Here is a 16,128-nt window from a genome sequence, read left to right as displayed (position 1 = left end):
GTCGAGACCCCACCGCTGGTCGAGCCTGTCGAGACCCCACCGCTGGTCGAGCCTGTCGAGACCCGTCCGCCGGCTCAACCGACGAACGACTCCAGCTCGGCGCGCGGCACCTGGCGGCCGGAGCGGATGAGCTCCTCGACGTCGTCCATCCGCTCCCACACGTTGACGGCCATGCCGGCCTGCACCGCGCCGTCGCGCAGCCAGAACGCGACGAGCTCGCGGTCGTCGATCGAGCCGCTGATCACGACCTCGGCGCCGGCGGCGCGCAGGTCGACGAAGCCCTTGTACTCCATGCCCACGTCGTACTGGTCGCTGAAGAAGTAGGGCAGGACGTCGTAGGTGGCGTCGTCGCCCAGCATCGCGCGGCCGGCGTGCGCGCCGGTGTCCTGCGCCACGGCCCAGTGCTCCACGCGGAGCGGGCGGCCGTAGTGGGGCGACGGCACGGACGCGATGTCGCCGGCGGCGAACACGTCGGGCGCCGACGTGCGCAGCGCGCCGTCGACGGCGATGCCGCCGCCGAGGTCGCGGGACCGCAGCTCGATCCCCGCGGCCGACGCGATCCCGACGTTGGGCGTGACGCCGACGCCGACCACCACGAGGTCGGCCTCCAGCACGGTCCCGTCGGCGAGCTGGACGCCCCTGACCCGGCCCGACTCCCCGGTGAACTCGACGACGTCGCCGCGATGCCGCGCCACCCCGCGGTCGTGGTGCAGGCGCCCGTACAGGGCGCCGAGCTCGGGCCCGAGCGTGGCCTCCAGCGGGTGCTCCGTCTGACCGACGAGGCAGACGTCCAGCCCGAGCATCCGCGCGGACGACGCGACCTCGGTGCCGATCCAGCCGTCGCCGACGACGACGACCTTGCCCTCGCCCTCGAGCGACGCGGCCAGCAGGATGCCGGCGAGCAGGTCGGCGTCGTCGACGGTGCGCAGCGTGTGCACGCCGATGAGGCTGCGGCCCGGCACGTTGAGGGCGCGGGGGGTGGAGCCGGTCGCGAGCAGCAGGCGCGAGTACCCGAGCGTCGACCCGTCGGCGAACGTCACCTCGTGGTCCGCCGGCACGAGGTCCACCACGGTGGTGAGCGTGCGCAGGTCGATGCCGTGGTCGTCGTACCAGCCCGCCTTGAGCGGGTAGATGACGTCCGCCTCCGCCTGGCCGCGCACGTAGTCCTTCGACAGCGGCGGCCGCTCGTACGGCCGGTGACCCTCGGAGGTGACGACGACGACGTCGACGTCGTCGTCCTGCTCGCGCACGGCCTCGACGGCCCGGGCCGCGGCCAGGCCACCTCCGACGACCAGGACGGGTGCGGTGGACGACGACGCGGGCATGATGACTCCTGACCAGCGGGGACGAGGGCTGCCGCCCCTGACGCTGCCACAGTACGTCGTCCGTGGCGACCCTCTCGCCGGGCAGCGCTAGATTGCCCGTCATGGTGGCGGAGCCGACGGCGGCGGAGGAACCGGGACCGACGACGCGCGCCCCGGGGGCCGCGCCGTCCGACGCCGGTGCGGCGGAGCGGATCGTGTTCGGCGCCGCGGCCGTCGGACTCGCCTTCTCCGTGGTCATGCCGACCGTGTGGCCCGCATACCCCTGGACGACGACCTCGTGGGTGTGGGTCGCCCTCGTGCTGCCGCCTGCGGTGGCCGTCGTCGGGGCGCTCCGCGCGCACCGGCGCCTTCCCGGGTCGTCCTACGCGCTGGCCGCGACGCTCGACGTCGTCCTGGCCCTCGGCATGCCCCTCGGCCTGTGGTGGGGCGTCGGCCCGGGCGCCGCCTCGGCCGTGTACCTGATCGTCGCCGGAGCCGTCCTGTGGGCAGGACGCCCGCGGCGGGGACCGATCGTCGGGTGGGGCGTCCTCGTGCTGTGCCTGTCGCTGGTCGGGAGCACGGGCCTCGGCGCCCTCGTGGTGCCCGACGGCTGGTGGCCCGCCGCGGCGAGCGCGCTGAACGCGGTCGCCCTGGCGATGGTGGTTCGGCGCGCGGCGTGCGTGCCGCGTGGCGGCGGCGCCCGTTCGGACAGGGCCTGAGCGAGGACGTCAGGATCCAGGCCCCTGGCGTCGCGGCGGCCACGACTTCCTCGATGCTGCCGGCCGCAACCAGTCGGCGGCGCCCCATGACCACGACGTCGTCGGCGGTCTGGGCCATCTCGCTCATCAGGTGACGGGAAAGCAGAACGGTCGTGCCATCTGCGGCAAGAGAGCGCACCAGCTGACGCACCCGGTGCACGCCGCTCGAGCGGTGCAGCCCAGGATCGTTCGCATGAGCCTTCGACCTGGATCATGTGATCGGTTCTTGGCGGCGGACCGGGTCTGTGGCATGGACGGCTCCTGACGGCTCCCTTCCACGCACTGCGTCAGTCTGCAGTGTCCGCCTTCGCGTGCCAGTGTGTGCGGAGTCCGCCGGACTCGCCTTGGCGCCGAGACAGAGGAGATGTCGTGCGGGTGCAACCGAAATTCTGGGTCGGCTTCGCCGCCTGGGTGCTGTACCTGGTCGTCATCGTCGTGATCCAGGCGACCAGCGGGATCTCCTACACCGACTTCGGAGACTCGGCGGAGAACCTCTGGCGCGGCGCCGTGATCTCGCTGGTCGTCGGTGCGGTCGTCATGGCAGTGGTGACGACATGGCTCGGGTGGTGGCGACCGGCCGTTCGTGAACGCCGCAGGACCAGCGCGAAGTGGACGATCATCGCCCCTGCACTGCTGGCCGCCGCCCTGGTTGGCAACGTGGCCGGGACCGAGTGGGCATCGGTGGGGCCTGACTTCATCCTGGCGGCGCTCGCCCTGGGCGTCTTCGTGGGGTTCAACGAAGAGCTGACGAGCCGCGGGCTGCTCCTGGTCGGTCTGCGCAGCAGAACCCGCGAGGTCTGGGTCGCACTGATCTCAAGCCTGCTTTTCGGGCTGATGCATGGCATCAACATCTTCCTGGGCCAGTCCCTCGGCGAGACGCTCCCGCAGATCGGTCAGGCGTTCCTGCACGGTCTGCTGTTCTACATCCTGCGACGGGTCACTGGATCGTTGATCTCGGCGATGCTGCTGCACGGCGCCTGGGACTTCTCGGTGTTCTCGATCCAGGTGACCGACGGTTCCAACCCCCTGGCCGCGCTCCCCCTGCTGGCTGGCGTCGTCGCGCTGGCCACCTTCTGGTTCGCTGCCCGCGACGCCCACGAAGGGGTGGAGGAACCGGCGCTCCACGCTTCGACACCGACGTAACCGACTCTCCGTGCTCATGGTCGTGGGCCGTCCCCGACCTTCTCGATGTCGAGGGCATCACCTACCACCATGCGGACACCAGGAGGTGCCGCTCCTGGGCCCGGACGACTGGCCCAACCACCCGACCAGCCTGGCCGCCTCTCGACGACGTGGGCGGAACTCACCTTTGGCACCACTGGGCCGGCTACCGGAAGCAGGCTTGACGACCGACGCGCCCGTGACCGACCCCAGAAGACGGAGGAACCGGCTCTCGTGCGTCAGCCCCCAACGGCCATCCCGGGGCCTCGGGGCAAGGCGAAAGGCCCCCTGGTCTCAGCGTTTCCGCTGGCCAGAGGGCCTTTCTGGTGGTCGGGGTGACAGGATTTGAACCTGCGACCTCTTCGTCCCGAACGAAGCGCGCTACCAAGCTGCGCCACACCCCGAAGGACTTGCTCCACGACGGAAGGACGTCGTCCTCCTGCGGAGGCCTGCTCAGAATAGCCGACGATCCGGCCTGGACGAAAACGAGATCCGCCTACCGGGCGGTGAACGTGAGCAACGTCGCCTCCGGGCGGCACGCGAACCGTACGGGCGCGTACGGCGACGTGCCCGCACCGGCCGAGACGTGCAGCCACGTGGAGCCGTTCCCGCCGGTCTCGTCGGGCCGCGGTCCGGGCCAGCCGTGCAGGCCGCTGACCCTGCGCCGGTCGATGTCGCAGTTGGTCACGAGCGCGCCGAACCCCGGCACCCGGAGCTGTCCGCCGTGCGTGTGACCCGCGAGGACGACGTCCGTGCCGTCGGCGTGCATGCGGTCCAGCACGCGGCGGTACGGGGCGTGCGTGACGCCCAGGTGCAGGACGGCGTCGCCGGTCGAGCCTGTCGAGACCCGGGTCTCGACAGGCTCGGTTTCGACAGGCTCAACCGGCGAGGGGGCGGGGAAGTCGTCGCGGTCGAGGTGCGGGTCGTCGACGCCCACGAGCGACAGCAGCCGGCCGTCGGCCGCGACGGTGTCGCGCCGGTTGGTGAGGTCGCGCCACCCGGCGGCGACCATCGCGTCCGCCAGCTCCTCGGACGGCAGGTCGGGCGCGCGCGTGGGCGCCACCCGGGCGTCGGGCAACAGATAGCGCGCGGGGTTCTTCGGCTTGGGGGAGTAGTAGTCGTTCGACCCCATGACGAACGCGCCGGGCGCCGTCGTCAGCAGCGGGGCGAGCGCGTGCAGCAGCGGCCCGAGGGAGTCCCGGTGGGCCAGGTTGTCGCCCGTGTTCACCACGAGGTGCGGCTCGAGCGCTGCGAGCGACCGCACCCACGCGATCTTGCGGCCCTGCGACGGCGTGAGGTGCAGGTCCGACACGTGCAGCACGCGCAGGTCCGGCTCACCCGCGGGCAGCACCGGCACGGTTGCCCGGCGGACGGTGAAGAGCTTGGTCTCCAGGTGGGCGTAGGCGAGGCCCGCGACTCCCGCCGCGACGACGCCCCCCGCCACCCGCCAGCCGGTCGCGGCGGTCAGTTGTCGCCCCACGCGTCGCCGAGCGCGTCCCAGTCACCCTCGGTGATGGAGTTCCACGCGGCGTTCGCGTCCGACCGGCCCTTGTCGCCACCGTTGCCCTTGTCGCCACCGTTGCCGTTGCCGTTGCCGTTGCCGTTGCCGTTGCCGTTGCCGCCGTTGTCGCCGTTGTCGCCACCGTCATCGCTGCTGTCGTCACCGCTGTCGTCGTCACCGCTGTCCGGTGTGGACGGGATGGCACCGACGCCGATCAGGTCCGGGTCGGCGTTGCCGAAGTCCTCGACCGGGAGGTCGGAGACCGCCTGGTCCATGTAGTCCTTCCAGGCGGGCGCGGCCACCGACGAGCCGAAGAGGTGCACGTACGACTGACCGTTCACGTAGGCGCCGTGGTAGTGGTCCTCGTTCGGGTCGTCGGCGTTGCCCACCCACACCGAGGTGGACAGGTTGGGCGTGAAGCCGGTGAACCACGTCTGCGACGACAGCTGCGAGGTTCCGGTCTTGCCGGCCACGGGGCGGCCGTCGGAGAGGCCGCCGCCGAGCCCGGCGGCGGTGCCGCTGCTGGAGAAGACCTTCTCCATCGCGTACACCACGGTGTTGGCGACGTTCTCCGGGAGGGCGTCCTTCTTGCAGTTCGCGTCCGGGACGTCGTAGTCCTTGCCGCCCGGTCCCTCGATCGAGGTGATGGCGATCGGCGAGCAGTAGGTGCCGCCAGAGGCGAGCGTCGCGTACATCGCGGCCACGTTCAGCGGCGACGACTCCTGCGTGCCGATGAGCATGGGCGCGAAGATGTCGATGCTCTCCTCGGTCGGCTCGGTGACCTTGCCCTCCTGGGAGTTGGTCGGGCGGAAGCCCATGTCCCAGGCGGTGCTGCGCAGGTCGCACAGGTTGAGCTGGTAGCCCATGGCGGCGAACGCGGTGTTGATGGACTTGTACGTCGCCTCGAGGGCCGAGATGTAGCCGACCTCGACGCCCTCGGAGTTGGCGGGGGCCCATGCCGCGCCCGCGAGGTTCCCGACGCACGGCGTCTGGAAGTCGGACGGGTACCGCGCGACCTTGGTCGCGTTCACCCGCTCCGACAGCGTGTGCCCCTCCTTGAGCCACTCCGCCAGCACGATCGGCTTGAAGTTCGACCCCACCTGGAAGCCGCCCGAGGCGCCGTGCATCGAGTCGGCCGAGTAGTTGACGCGCGTCGTGTTCTTGCCGCCCTCGGCGGGGGTGTACGGGATGTTCTGCGCCATCGCGACGATCTTGCCGGTGCCGGGCTCCACCGAGGCGATGGCGGACTGCAGGCCGCTGCTGTCGTCGGCGGGGACGGCGTCGCTGACGGCCTGGGACGCGGCCTTCTGCTTCTTCGGGTCCAGCGTGGTGTGGATCTCGAGGCCGCCGCGGTACAGCAGCTGCTGACGCTCGGACTTCGTCTCCCCGAACACGGGGTTGTTGACGATCTCCTTGGTCACGTAGTCGCAGAAGAACGCGGAGCCGCCGGCGGCGCTGCACCCGATCTCGGTCGGGTTGACGTCGAGCGTCTCCTTGATCGTCTTCGCCTTGGCCTCGTCCCGCTCCTCGGTGGAGATGTACCCGAGCTTCCACATGTTCTGCAGCACCAGGTCGCGGCGTTCCTTCGCCTCGTCCGGGTTCTTCGTGGGGTCGAAGCGGCTCGGGGACTTCGTGATGCCGGCGATCGTGGCGGCCTCGACGATGCTCAGGTCCTTGGCGTGCTTGTCGAAGTAGTACCGGGCAGCGGCCTCGACGCCGTAGATGCTGCGGGACCCGAACTGGGCGGCGTTGAGGTAGCCCTGGAGGACCTCGTCCTTGCTCATCGTCTTCTCGAGCGCGATCGACATCTTCGCCTCGGTCAGCTTGCGCGCGATCGAGTCCTCGCTCGCCTCGATCACACCGAACTCGTCGCCGTCCTGCAGCGCCTGGTCGATGAGCATGTTCTTCACGTACTGCTGCGTGAGCGTGGACGCGCCCTGCGTGGCGTGCCCCGCGACGTTGTTGGCCAGCGCGCGCGTCATGCCCTGCACGTCGATGCCGCCGTGCTCGTAGAAGCGCTCGTCCTCGATCGCGATGACCGCGTGCTGCATCTGGTCCGAGATCTCGTCCAGCGGCACCACGATGCGGTTCTGCGCGTAGAACGTGGCGAGCAGCTTCCCGTTGGCCGCGTAGATGCGCGACTGCTGCGACATCGGCCGCGGCTCGAGCTCCGCGGGCACCTCGTCGTAGATGGCGACGGTGCTGTCCGCGGCGGCGTTGGCCCCGGCCACGGCCGGGATGACGAGTCCGGCGGCGAGCACGCCACCCACACCTGCTGCGAGGACGAACGCGAGCAGCAGCGCCACGAGCTGGGTCGCGGGCATCGTGCGGGTGATGCGACGGGGGTCGGATTTGGCCATGCCCACCAGGGTAAGGGTTGGGCCCGTTCCGGCACGGCCGGTCGGCGGCTTCCCGCTGTGCAGGTTGTGTGGACCGGTCGTGGGAACGCCGCGACCGCCGTCCCGGCCCGCGCGCGTGGTGACGTCGGCCGATGGTTACGATCGCCGCATGGCTACCACGTGGGAGTACGCGACCATCCCCCTCCTGATCCACAACACCAAGGCGATCCTGGACCAATGGGGGTCCGACGGCTGGGAGCTCGTCCAGGTCGTCCCCGGCCCCGACAGCACGAACCTGGTCGCCTACCTCAAGCGCCCCTCCGGCGGGCAGTGATGGCGGCCGGTCCCGAGGCCCGCCTCGCCGAGCTCGGCATCGCCCTGCCGGACGTCGCCGCGCCCGTCGCGGCGTACGTCCCGGCCGTGCGGTCCGGGCAGTACGTCTACACGGCGGGCCAGCTCCCGTTCGTCGGCGGCGCGCTCGCCGTCACCGGCAAGGTGGGGGAGGGTGACGGCCTCGTCGCGCCCGACGTCGCCGCCGACCTCGCGCGCACCTGCGCGCTCAACGCGCTCGCCGCCGTGCGGTCGCTCACCGGCACCCTCGACGGCGCCCGGGTGGTCAAGGTCACCGGCTTCGTCGCGTCGGACCCGTCGTTCACCGGCCAGCCCGGCGTGATCAACGGCGCGTCCACCGTGCTGGGCGAGATCTTCGGGGACGCGGGTGTGCACGCGCGTTCTGCCGTCGGCGTCGCGGTGCTTCCGTTGGACGCGCCGGTCGAGGTGGAGCTTCTCGTCGAGCTTGTCTGAGGTTCTGTCCGCTGCTTCTGGTGGCGGACGCGGGTGGGGACGAGGTCCTTCGCCCGGTCGCGTTCACGCGCCCCAGGGGGCGCTCCACTTCGGGAACATCTACGACCGGGCGAAGGACCTCGTCCCCACCCGCTCGTGCACCTTCTCGCGCGCCGTAGGCCTCGTCGGAAGCGCTCCTGACGGAGACGGCCGCTGCCGACGTCGGCGACGCGGCTGGTCGCCCGAGGCCGGGTTCATCCTGTCGGCGGCAGTTCCCCGGCGGGCTTCCAGCTCAGATCGGCCCCACCACCGTGCGGGAGCCGCGCACGGCCCTGACCAGGGACGGCCCGGCGCGTCCCTGGGCGTGGGAGGCGGCCGGGGGCCGACAGCAGAGCAGACGGAAGGGGCGTTCTTCGCCCGGTCGTAGACGTCCCGAAGTGGAGCGCCCCTTGGGGCGCGTGAACGCGACCGGGCGAAGAACGCCCCTTCCGTGTGCGGCAGAGACCGAGGTGACGGCCTGAAGGGTTTCGACAGGCTCAACCAGCGGAGCGGGTTTCGACAGGCTCAACCGGCGGAGCGGGTTTCGACAGGCTCAACCAGCGCGGCTCAGCGAGCCCGGCGCTCCAGGCGGTCGATGTCCAGGAGGACGACCGCGCGACCCTCACGACGCACCCAACCGCGGGTGGCGAAGTCCGCCAGGGCCTTGTTGACCGTCTCGCGGGAGGCGCCGACGAGCTGGGCGAGCTCCTCCTGCGTGAGGTCGTGCGCCACGCGGATGCCGTCGTCGTTGGGCTCGCCGAAGCGGGAGGACAGGTCGAGCAGGGCCTTGGCGACGCGGCCGGGCACGTCGGAGAAGACCAGGTCGGCCAGCGTCTCGTTGGTGCGGCGCAGGCGGCGGGCCAGCGCGCCGAGCAGTGTCGTCGCGACGCTGGGGTGCGCGCCGATCCACTGCACGAGGGCCTGGTGCCGCAGCTCGTAGACGAGCGCGTCGGACACCGACGAGGCCGTCGCCGTGCGCGGGCCCGGGTCGAAGAGCGACAGTTCGCCGAACATCTCGCCGGGGCCCAGGATCGACAGCAGGTTCTCCCGGCCGTCGCTCGACCGTCGGCCGAGCTTGATCTTGCCCTGCGCGATGACGTAGAGCCGGTCGCCGGGCTCGCCCTCGCGGAAGAGGACGTCCCCACGGGTCAGCTCGACCGGGACCATGGACTCGAAGAGCGCCTTCGTCTCCTCGGATTCCATGTCCGCGAAGAGAGGGGCGGAGAGCACGACGGTGTCGTCCACAGGATTCCTCACGTGGTTCAGGGGCGGCCTTCCCGGGGTAGGGCCGGTCGTCCAGGGGTTGTCAAGAGTTTGTGTTCCAGTTCTCAGTCTGCCTCACCCCACCAAATCGCGTCCCTCGGGACGCGCCGCGGGTGCGGCTCGGCGGGGCACGACGGACGCCCCGCCGCGCGGTGTCGGGGGGCGTGGCTAGGCTCGCGATGTGCCGACGACGTCCTCCGCCCCTCGCTCGTCCACCCCCGCCGAGACCCCCACCGGGGAGTCCCGGGTCGCGCTCGTGCGTCGCGCGCGCCGGATCGACCGCGAGCTGGCGGTGACGTACCCGGACGCCCGCGCCGAGCTGGACTTCACGACGCCGCTGGAGCTGCTCGTGGCGACCGTGCTGTCGGCGCAGACCACGGACGTGCGGGTCAACGCGACCACGCCCGCCATCTTCGCCCGCTACCCGGACGCCCCCGCGTACGCGGGCGCCGACACGGCGGAGATGGAGGAGCTGTTCCAGCCGCTCGGCTTCTTCCGCGCCAAGACGCGGTCGATCATCGGCCTGGGGCAGGCGCTCGTGGAGCGGTTCGACGGCGAGGTGCCGGGCCGCCTCGACGACCTGGTGACGCTGCCCGGGGTGGGCCGCAAGACCGCGAACGTGGTGCTCGGCAACGCCTTCGACGTCCCCGGGATCACCGTGGACACGCACTTCGGGCGCCTCGCGCGACGGTTCGGCTGGACCGACCAGGAGGACCCGGTCAAGGTCGAGCACGAGGTCGGGGCGCTGTTCCCGAAGAAGGACTGGACGATGCTGAGCCACCACCTGGTGTGGCACGGGCGGCGTCGGTGTCACGCGCGCCGGCCGGCCTGCGGGGCGTGCCCCGTGGCGCGGTGGTGCCCGTCGTTCGGCATCGGCGAGACGGATCCCGTGGCGGCGCAGAAGCTCGTCAAGCCCGGGCCGCGCGGCTGACGTCCCCCCGGGGCCTATCGGCCGGGGGCGGCGAGGGCGTGCTCGAGCCAGTCGGCGAGCAGCTTGCCGAGCTCGTCGGGCGACTCCTCGGGAAGGTAGTGCCCGGCGCCGTCCACCACCTCGTACCGGAAGTCCCGCGCGAGCGCCGCGCCGTCGGTCGGGGCGTGGCGGGGGTCGACGAAGCCGTCGAGGGCGCCCTGCACCTGCAGCACGGGCACGTCCACCGGCTGCCGGAGCTGCGCGAGGTACCGCCGGCCGTCCGGCCGCGGCGTCGAGCGGACCATCCAGCGCAGCGACTCCATCACCGTGTGCGCGGCGAACGGGATGCGCATCACCGTGCGGTACAGCTCGAGGGCGTCCGTCCCCAGGGGCCGGGCCGCGCCGTCGCGCAGGACGCGGGCCACCTGGTCGCCGTCCGTGAGCCGGCGCTCCGGCAGGGTGGGCAGCTGGTAGGCGGCGAGCAGGCGGCGGGCCAGCGGGGTCAGCAGCTGGCGGCCCGACACGTGCAGGCGGGCCGGGTGGGGCGACGACACGGCGGCCACCGCGGTCGTGACGGCCGGCTGCAGCCGCGCCATCGCCCAGGCGGTGACGCCCCCCGTGCCGTGCCCGACGATCACCGCGCGGTCGTGACCGAGGGAGCGCACCACGCCGGCGACGTCCTGGGTGCCGGTCGGGACGTCGTAGCCCGAGGGCGGCTTGTCGGAGGCCCCGACGCCGCGCAGGTCCATGGCGGCGACGCGGTACCCCGCATCGGCCAGGCTCCCGACCTGGTGCCGCCATGCCCACCAGAACTGCGGGAAGCCGTGCAGCAGGACGACGAGGGGGGTTTTTTCGCCGTTCGACCGCTCCGGACCGGCCAGGGCGACGTGGAAGCGCGCGCCGTTGGCGGGCACGAGCTCGTGCCGCCAGGGCCCGTCCACGAGGGCGCTGGAGAAATCGCTGGAGTCCGACATCGCGGTCACTGTTCGAACCTACCCGGAGTCCGCCGTCGTGGCCGAGGGGCGCGTCGGTCAGCGCGTCGGGGCCCGCCCCGCGGCACCCTCGCCGTCGACCGGCGTCCTCGACCCGTCCTCGGCGGGACGCGGCTCCTTGGGCGGGTCGAACCGGTAGCCGACGTTGCGGACCGTGCCGATGAGCTGCTCGTGCTCGGGGCCGAGCTTGGCGCGCAGGCGCCGCACGTGGACGTCCACGGTGCGGGTGCCGCCGTAGTAGTCGTAGCCCCAGACCTCCTGCAGCAGCTGGGCGCGGGTGAAGACGCGGCCCGGGTGCTGCACCAGGTACTTGATGAGCTCGAACTCCTTGTACGTGAGGTCGATCGGGCGGCCGCGCAGCCGTGCCGTGTACCCGCCGGCGTCGATCGCGAGGTCTCCGGCCGAGATCTCCTGCGGGCCGTCGTCGACCGGGCCGCGGGCGGAGCGCTCGATCACCAGCCGGAGGCGCGCCTCCACCTCGGCGGGGGACGCCGTCTCGAGCAGCAGGTCGTCGGCGCCCCACTCGTGCGTGACGACGGTCAGCCCGCCCTCGGTGAGCACGAGGACCAGCGGCACCGTGAGCCCCGTGGCGTGCAGCAGGCGGCACGTGGTGCGGGCGGCGACGAGGTCCCGGCGCGCGTCGAGCAGCACGACGTCGGAGTCCGGCGCGTCCACGAGGGCCGAGGGCTCCATGGGCAGCACGCGGACCTTGTGGTTCAGCAGTCCCAGTGCGGGCAACACCTCGACGGATCCGCCGGACGCGGGCGTGAGGATCAGCAGCTCGGCCACCGGCACCTCCTCCCGGTCGTCGGACGGTCCGTTCGACAGCGTCCGACAGGTGCGTCCGCCAACGTACCGCGGCTGCGGCGTTGATCACACCGCACCCGGCCCGGTCTTCCGACCAGGTTCCCGCAGTGTGCCCCGAACCGTGTTGCGGGCGCGTTACTGCCCGTTGACCGGACTGTGTCGCGTGAGGTCCGGGTGTTGCGGGCGGGCGAGGCCGGCGCCACGCCGTCTGCCACACTCGTCGTCGTGACCGTGACCACCCGTGCCGTCTGGACGGCCGTCCTCGCCGCCGTCGTCGCGGCCTCGGCGTCGTTCGACGCCTTCGGGATCCTGCCCCTGACCGTGGTGTCCGCGGCGCTGGTGCTGCTGGTCGCGGCCGGCTGGGCGCCGCTGCTGCGCCTGCCCGCGCAGGGCGGCACGACGGTCGTGGTCGCGCTCGCGGGCCTGGGCGCCGTCGCCGTCGCCGGGGCCACCCGCGGGGAGCCGGTGCTGCGCAACGTGCCGCTGGTGCTCGCGATGGCCCTGGTGCTCGCCTTCGTCGCCGAGATGCTGCGCCGCGGCGGCCGGCCCCGGCTCGTGGAGTCGGTGAGCGGCACCGTGACGGGCGCCGTCGTGGCCGTCTGCTGCTCGGGGTGGGTCGCCGCGGGGCGGTCCGAGGCGGGGGCGTCGCTGGTCGTGGTGAGCGCCGTCGGCCTCGCGGTGGCGTCGGCGGTGTCCGCGACGCCCGTCGCCCGCTCGTGGGCGGGCTCGCTCGTGGGCGTGGCGCTCGGCGGCGTCGCGGCCGGGGGAGCGGCGATGCTCGTCCCGTCGATCGACCCCGTGAGCGGCCTGGTCGCGGGCGTCGTGACCGGCCTGGTGGTCGCGGTGCTGCGCCTGCTGTTCGAGCGGCAGCCGGCGCTCACCAGCCGGTTCGCGGTGCTGGCCGCCGTCACGACGCCCGTCGCCGTGGCCGGCATCCTCGTCTTCGTCGTCGGGCGTCTCGTCGTCGCCTGAGACCGGCGCTGCCGGCCGCCCTGCGCCGCTCCTGCAGGGCTCCCTCAGTACTGCGGCTCGGGCGGCGCCTGCCGGATCGCCTCGCCGGCCAGCTCGATCCGGACCGTCTTGGCGACGAGCACGCCGCCCGCCTCGAGGGCGACGTTCCAGGTGAGGCCGTACTTCTCCCGCTCGAAGTCCGCGCTCGCGCTGAACCCGAAGATCTCGTTGCCGAACGGGTCGCGACGCGCGCCGCCGAACTCCGCGTTCAGCGCGATCGGGTGCGTGACCCCGCGGATCGTGAGGTGCCCGTGCAGCACGAACTTCGCCGACGTGCGCATGGTCGACTGCGGCACCGCCGCGCGCCCGGGAGTGCGGCCCTTGAGGCGGGCCCAGGAGAACATCGGGTCCTCCTCGGTGCGCCACTCGATCCCGGTGCTGCGGAACTCGATGGTCGGGTAGTTCTCGACGTCGAGGAAGTCCGGGCTGCGCAGGTGGGTGTCCCGGTCGGGGTTGTGCGTGGTGAGCGTCGCGGTCTCCAGCGTCGCGGACACCGACGACCGCAGCGGGTCGTCCGCGACGTGGATGGTGGCCGTGCCCACGGGGAACTCGCCGCGCACGGGGCTCACCATCATGTGCATCGCGAGGAAGCCCAGGCGCTTGTGCGCCTCGTCGAGCAGGTACGTGCCCGCAGCCGGGATGACGAGGTCGTTCCAGGTCCGGGTGGACGAGGTCATGGGTGGTTCTCCGGTATCGCGACGACGGGCGGCCGGCGCCCGCCGCGACGGCAGGGGGAGGCCTCGGGGATGTGCACTCCCGGCGGCCGGGGCAGAGCGGCGGCCCGACGGGATGCTTCAACGTTCAATCTACGGCACGGGAGATGCTCGGCGGGAGTGCCTCCCGGTGCCGGGTGGTGTGGCTCACACGGGTCGGGCCCCGGTCGGCGTCATCAGTAGACGAGCGCCTGGGCGCCGGGGCGCAGCACCTCCTCCGCGAAGACGGCGGCCCCGGCGATCCGCACGCCGGGCAGGACGTCGGCCGGGCCGAGGTCGCGGCGGGCGGCGCACTGGGTGCACAGGGTGACGGTGCCGGCCGCCAGGACGGCGTCGAGCAGGTCGCCCGCGGGGGCGGCGTGCTCCAGCTCCAGCTCCGCGACGCGGCCCGGCACCGCGAACCAGGCGGACTCCCCGGTGAGCCACAGGCTGACCTCCGCGCCCGAGGCCACGGCCGCCGCGGCGACGGTCAGCGCCTGGTTCGCCGCCTCCGGGCGGTCCAGCCCGGACGTGGTCTTGATCACGAGCGAGCGCGCGGGCGCGGTGGCGTGAGGGGTGCTCATGGGCGGCGACCTTACTCACGCACGCCCCGCTCGTCGTCCATCTCCCTCCGCGCTCCCGCCGCGCCAGGGCGGCGGTGAGCGGCGGAGGTGGGTGACCACGGGGGTGCCTGGGTAGGATCGCGGCATGTCGATCCACGCTCTCGAGGCAGTGTTCACCGGTCTGCTGGTCGTCGTGTCGGTCACGATCATCTGGTTCGCCGGGTACGTCGTCTACAAGCTGTTCCAGGGCCAGCGCTGATGCCCTTCGCCTTCCCCGAGGACCTCGCGCCCGAGGTCTACCCGCTCGCCTGGCTCGTGGGCCGTTGGCGCGGCGAGGGCGTGATCGAGTACACCGGCATCGACGAGACGCCGTTCGTGCACGACCTCGTCTTCGACCACGACGGCGGCCCCTACCTGCGCTTCGAGTCCACGCTGCGCGTGCGCTCGGCCGCGGCCGCCGACGGCGAGGGGTCCGGCGCCCCGGGCGACGACGCACCCGACACCGTCTGGTCCACCGAGACCGGCTACTGGCGGGTGTCCAGCGACCGGCCCGAGGGGCTCGAGGACGACCGGCACGCGCTCGAGGTGCTCGCCACCGACGCGTCGGGCCGGCTGTCGCTGTTCCTCGGCGTCGCCGGCAACGGTCGCATCGACCTCGCGACGGACTTCGTGGCGCGCACCTCCACCGCCGCGGAGGTCACGGCGGCGAAGCGGCTGTACGGGCTGGTCGACGGCCGGCTGATGTGGGTCGAGGAGCTCGCGGCCTTCGGGCACCCGCTCGGCTCCTACGCCTCCGCCCAGCTCGACCGGGTGGAGGTCGAGGCCTGATGGGCTCCCCGCTGCTCGACCGTCACGGTGCGGTGCCCGCCACGGGCGCCGACGAGGGCGTGGCCTGGCACTACGGCGACCCGGTGGCCGAGCAGCGCGCGCTCGCGCGCGGCGGCGCCGTCGTCGACCAGTCCCACCTGGGCGTGGTGCGCGTGGCCGGCCCCGACCGCCTGTCGTGGCTGCACTCGATCACCTCGCAGGACGTGCAGGCGCTGCGGCCGCGCACGTCCACCGAGCTGCTCGTGCTGTCGCCGCAGGGTCACGTCGAGCACGCCGCGGGCGTCGTCGACGACGGCGAGGCCACCTGGCTGGTCACCGAGGGCGACCACGCCGCGCCGCTCGCCGCCTGGCTCGAGCGCATGAAGTTCATGATGCGGGTGGAGGTCGAGGACCTCTCTGCCGAGTACGCCGCGGTCGGGGAGCCCGTCGCCGCGGAGGGCGCCGAGGGCGAGCCGGTGACCTGGTGGGACACCTGGCCGCGCGTCGCGGCCGGGGGCACCCGGTACGGGCCGTCGGAGACCGAGCACCCGGGCGCCGACCGCCCGTGGCGGCTCGTCCTCGTGCCCCGCGCCGACCTGCCGGCCGCCGTCGCCGAGCGCGAGGCCGCCGGCTGGAGGCTCGCCGGCACCTGGGCCACCGAGGCGCTCCGCGTCGAGGCGTGGCGGCCGCGGCTGGCCCACGAGGTCGACCACCGCAGCGTGCCGCACGAGCTCGACTGGCTGCGCACCGCCGTCCACCTGCAGAAGGGCTGCTACCGCGGGCAGGAGACCGTCGCGCGCGTGCACAACCTGGGGCGCCCGCCGCGGCGGCTCGTGCTGCTGCACCTCGACGGGTCGCTGCACGTGGTGCCCGAGGCGGGCGCCGAGGTGCGTCTGGGCGGCGCCGAGGGGCGGGCCGTCGGCACCATGACGACCGTGGCGCGGCACCACGAGCTCGGCCCCGTCGCGCTGGCCGTGGTCAAGCGGTCGGTGCCCGAGGACGCCGAGCTCACGGTGGTGGGCGACGTCGGCGGGCAGGAGCTGCAGCTCGCGGCGGCGCAGGAGGTCGTGGTGCCGGGCGACGGCGTCTCGGCCGACCGGCCCGAGGCCCACGGGCCCCTCGCGCGCGGCCTCACCCCGCGCGGACCGGACGCGCCGCAGAGCCTGCTCTGAGCGGCGGCGGCGTGGACGAGGAGCCG

16 protein-coding genes and 1 tRNA gene are annotated in these 16,128 nt (G+C 72.9%); 8 read left to right on the top strand and 9 right to left on the bottom strand.

Annotated elements, in window-relative coordinates; all coding sequences use genetic code 11:
* Positions 1-74 precede the first annotated feature (74 nt).
* Entirely contained in the window at positions 75-1,325 is a 1,251-nt protein-coding gene (locus ACQFYA_RS17835) for an NAD(P)/FAD-dependent oxidoreductase (protein ID WP_499126387.1), read from the bottom strand.
* Positions 1,326-1,426: 101 nt separating this feature from the next.
* On the opposite strand from ACQFYA_RS17835, the gene ACQFYA_RS17830 reads away from it, so the two are divergent.
* Both ACQFYA_RS17830 and ACQFYA_RS17825 read left to right on the top strand, forming a co-directional pair.
* The gene (locus ACQFYA_RS17830; RefSeq protein ID WP_499126385.1) at positions 1,427-2,023 is read left to right on the top strand and encodes a hypothetical protein; all 597 of its coding nucleotides are present in this window, start codon (positions 1,427-1,429) and stop codon (positions 2,021-2,023) included.
* Between the two features lie 408 nt (positions 2,024-2,431).
* A complete protein-coding gene (locus ACQFYA_RS17825) occupies positions 2,432-3,205 on the top strand; it encodes a CPBP family intramembrane glutamic endopeptidase (protein ID WP_499126383.1) in 774 nt (257 codons plus the stop codon).
* Positions 3,206-3,550: 345 nt separating this feature from the next.
* On the opposite strand, the gene ACQFYA_RS17820 is transcribed toward ACQFYA_RS17825, so the two are convergent.
* The 3 genes from ACQFYA_RS17820 to ACQFYA_RS17810 form a co-directional block, all read right to left on the bottom strand.
* A tRNA-Pro gene (locus tag ACQFYA_RS17820) sits at positions 3,551-3,627 on the bottom strand.
* 92 nt (positions 3,628-3,719) lie between these two features.
* A complete protein-coding gene (locus ACQFYA_RS17815) occupies positions 3,720-4,703 on the bottom strand; it encodes a metallophosphoesterase (RefSeq protein ID WP_499126381.1) in 984 nt (327 codons plus the stop codon).
* Positions 4,688-7,084, bottom strand: a complete 2,397-nt coding sequence (locus tag ACQFYA_RS17810) for a transglycosylase domain-containing protein (protein ID WP_499126379.1) — start codon at positions 7,082-7,084, stop codon at positions 4,688-4,690. The genes ACQFYA_RS17815 and ACQFYA_RS17810 overlap by 16 nt, the downstream gene beginning before the upstream one ends.
* A gap of 148 nt (positions 7,085-7,232) precedes the next feature.
* Between ACQFYA_RS17810 and sp36 the strand changes: the two genes are divergently transcribed.
* Both sp36 and ACQFYA_RS17800 read left to right on the top strand, forming a co-directional pair.
* On the top strand, positions 7,233-7,397 hold the full coding sequence (gene sp36 / locus ACQFYA_RS17805; protein WP_416345057.1) for a Sp36 family protein: 165 nt from the start codon (positions 7,233-7,235) through the stop codon (positions 7,395-7,397).
* On the top strand, positions 7,397-7,867 hold the full coding sequence (locus ACQFYA_RS17800) for a RidA family protein (protein ID WP_499126377.1): 471 nt from the start codon (positions 7,397-7,399) through the stop codon (positions 7,865-7,867). The genes sp36 and ACQFYA_RS17800 overlap by 1 nt, the downstream gene beginning before the upstream one ends.
* A 585-nt stretch (positions 7,868-8,452) precedes the next feature.
* On the opposite strand, the gene ACQFYA_RS17795 is transcribed toward ACQFYA_RS17800, so the two are convergent.
* Positions 8,453-9,130, bottom strand: coding sequence for a Crp/Fnr family transcriptional regulator (locus tag ACQFYA_RS17795; RefSeq protein WP_499127601.1), 678 nt, complete (start codon positions 9,128-9,130; stop codon positions 8,453-8,455).
* A 199-nt stretch (positions 9,131-9,329) separates the two neighbouring features.
* Between ACQFYA_RS17795 and nth the strand changes: the two genes are divergently transcribed.
* Positions 9,330-10,079: an endonuclease III gene (nth, locus tag ACQFYA_RS17790; protein WP_499126375.1), complete on the top strand. Its 750-nt coding sequence runs from the start codon at positions 9,330-9,332 to the stop codon at positions 10,077-10,079.
* 14 nt (positions 10,080-10,093) lie between these two features.
* Here the strand turns inward: nth and ACQFYA_RS17785 are convergent, their stop codons facing one another.
* Positions 10,094-11,032: an alpha/beta fold hydrolase gene (locus ACQFYA_RS17785; protein ID WP_499126373.1), complete on the bottom strand. Its 939-nt coding sequence runs from the start codon at positions 11,030-11,032 to the stop codon at positions 10,094-10,096.
* A 57-nt stretch (positions 11,033-11,089) separates the two neighbouring features.
* Positions 11,090-11,839: a winged helix-turn-helix transcriptional regulator gene (locus tag ACQFYA_RS17780; protein WP_499126371.1), complete on the bottom strand. Its 750-nt coding sequence runs from the start codon at positions 11,837-11,839 to the stop codon at positions 11,090-11,092.
* Between the two features lie 243 nt (positions 11,840-12,082).
* Between ACQFYA_RS17780 and ACQFYA_RS17775 the strand changes: the two genes are divergently transcribed.
* Positions 12,083-12,829 carry a hypothetical protein gene (locus ACQFYA_RS17775; RefSeq protein ID WP_499126369.1) on the top strand — a complete coding sequence of 249 codons (747 nt, stop codon included), beginning with the start codon at positions 12,083-12,085 and terminating at the stop codon, positions 12,827-12,829.
* A gap of 44 nt (positions 12,830-12,873) precedes the next feature.
* Here ACQFYA_RS17775 and ACQFYA_RS17770 read toward each other — a convergent pair whose 3' ends face one another.
* Positions 12,874-13,545 (bottom strand): YceI family protein, encoded by a 672-nt coding sequence (locus tag ACQFYA_RS17770; protein ID WP_499126368.1) that lies wholly within the window; start codon positions 13,543-13,545, stop codon positions 12,874-12,876.
* 212 nt (positions 13,546-13,757) lie between these two features.
* Positions 13,758-14,144 (bottom strand): DsrE family protein, encoded by a 387-nt coding sequence (locus tag ACQFYA_RS17765; RefSeq protein ID WP_499126366.1) that lies wholly within the window; start codon positions 14,142-14,144, stop codon positions 13,758-13,760.
* Between the two features lie 237 nt (positions 14,145-14,381).
* On the opposite strand from ACQFYA_RS17765, the gene ACQFYA_RS17760 reads away from it, so the two are divergent.
* Both ACQFYA_RS17760 and ygfZ read left to right on the top strand, forming a co-directional pair.
* Positions 14,382-14,951 (top strand): heme-binding beta-barrel domain-containing protein, encoded by a 570-nt coding sequence (locus ACQFYA_RS17760; protein ID WP_499126365.1) that lies wholly within the window; start codon positions 14,382-14,384, stop codon positions 14,949-14,951.
* Positions 14,951-16,102 carry a CAF17-like 4Fe-4S cluster assembly/insertion protein YgfZ gene (gene ygfZ / locus ACQFYA_RS17755; protein ID WP_499126363.1) on the top strand — a complete coding sequence of 384 codons (1,152 nt, stop codon included), beginning with the start codon at positions 14,951-14,953 and terminating at the stop codon, positions 16,100-16,102. The genes ACQFYA_RS17760 and ygfZ overlap by 1 nt, the downstream gene beginning before the upstream one ends.
* The last annotated feature ends 26 nt before the right edge of the window (positions 16,103-16,128 follow it).

This window comes from Promicromonospora sp. Marseille-Q5078 (genome assembly GCF_050315395.1).
Classification (GTDB): Bacteria; Actinomycetota; Actinomycetes; order Actinomycetales; family Cellulomonadaceae; genus Isoptericola.
This window is presented reverse-complemented; position numbering and strand designations above follow the sequence as displayed.

Excerpts from the sequence above, each read along its gene's own strand:
- ACQFYA_RS17835 (WP_499126387.1), bottom strand. The coding sequence starts at position 1,325 with ATGCCCGCGTCGTCGTCCACCGCACCCGTCCTGGTCGTCGGAGGTGGC.
- ACQFYA_RS17830 (WP_499126385.1), top strand. The coding sequence starts at position 1,427 with ATGGTGGCGGAGCCGACGGCGGCGGAGGAACCGGGACCGACGACGCGC.
- ACQFYA_RS17810 (WP_499126379.1), bottom strand. The coding sequence starts at position 7,084 with ATGGCCAAATCCGACCCCCGTCGCATCACCCGCACGATGCCCGCGACC.
- sp36 (WP_416345057.1), top strand. The coding sequence starts at position 7,233 with ATGGCTACCACGTGGGAGTACGCGACCATCCCCCTCCTGATCCACAAC.
- ACQFYA_RS17800 (WP_499126377.1), top strand. The coding sequence starts at position 7,397 with ATGGCGGCCGGTCCCGAGGCCCGCCTCGCCGAGCTCGGCATCGCCCTG.
- ACQFYA_RS17785 (WP_499126373.1), bottom strand. The coding sequence starts at position 11,032 with ATGTCGGACTCCAGCGATTTCTCCAGCGCCCTCGTGGACGGGCCCTGG.
- ACQFYA_RS17770 (WP_499126368.1), bottom strand. The coding sequence starts at position 13,545 with ATGACCTCGTCCACCCGGACCTGGAACGACCTCGTCATCCCGGCTGCG.
- ACQFYA_RS17765 (WP_499126366.1), bottom strand. The coding sequence starts at position 14,144 with ATGAGCACCCCTCACGCCACCGCGCCCGCGCGCTCGCTCGTGATCAAG.
- ACQFYA_RS17760 (WP_499126365.1), top strand. The coding sequence starts at position 14,382 with ATGCCCTTCGCCTTCCCCGAGGACCTCGCGCCCGAGGTCTACCCGCTC.
- ygfZ (WP_499126363.1), top strand. The coding sequence starts at position 14,951 with ATGGGCTCCCCGCTGCTCGACCGTCACGGTGCGGTGCCCGCCACGGGC.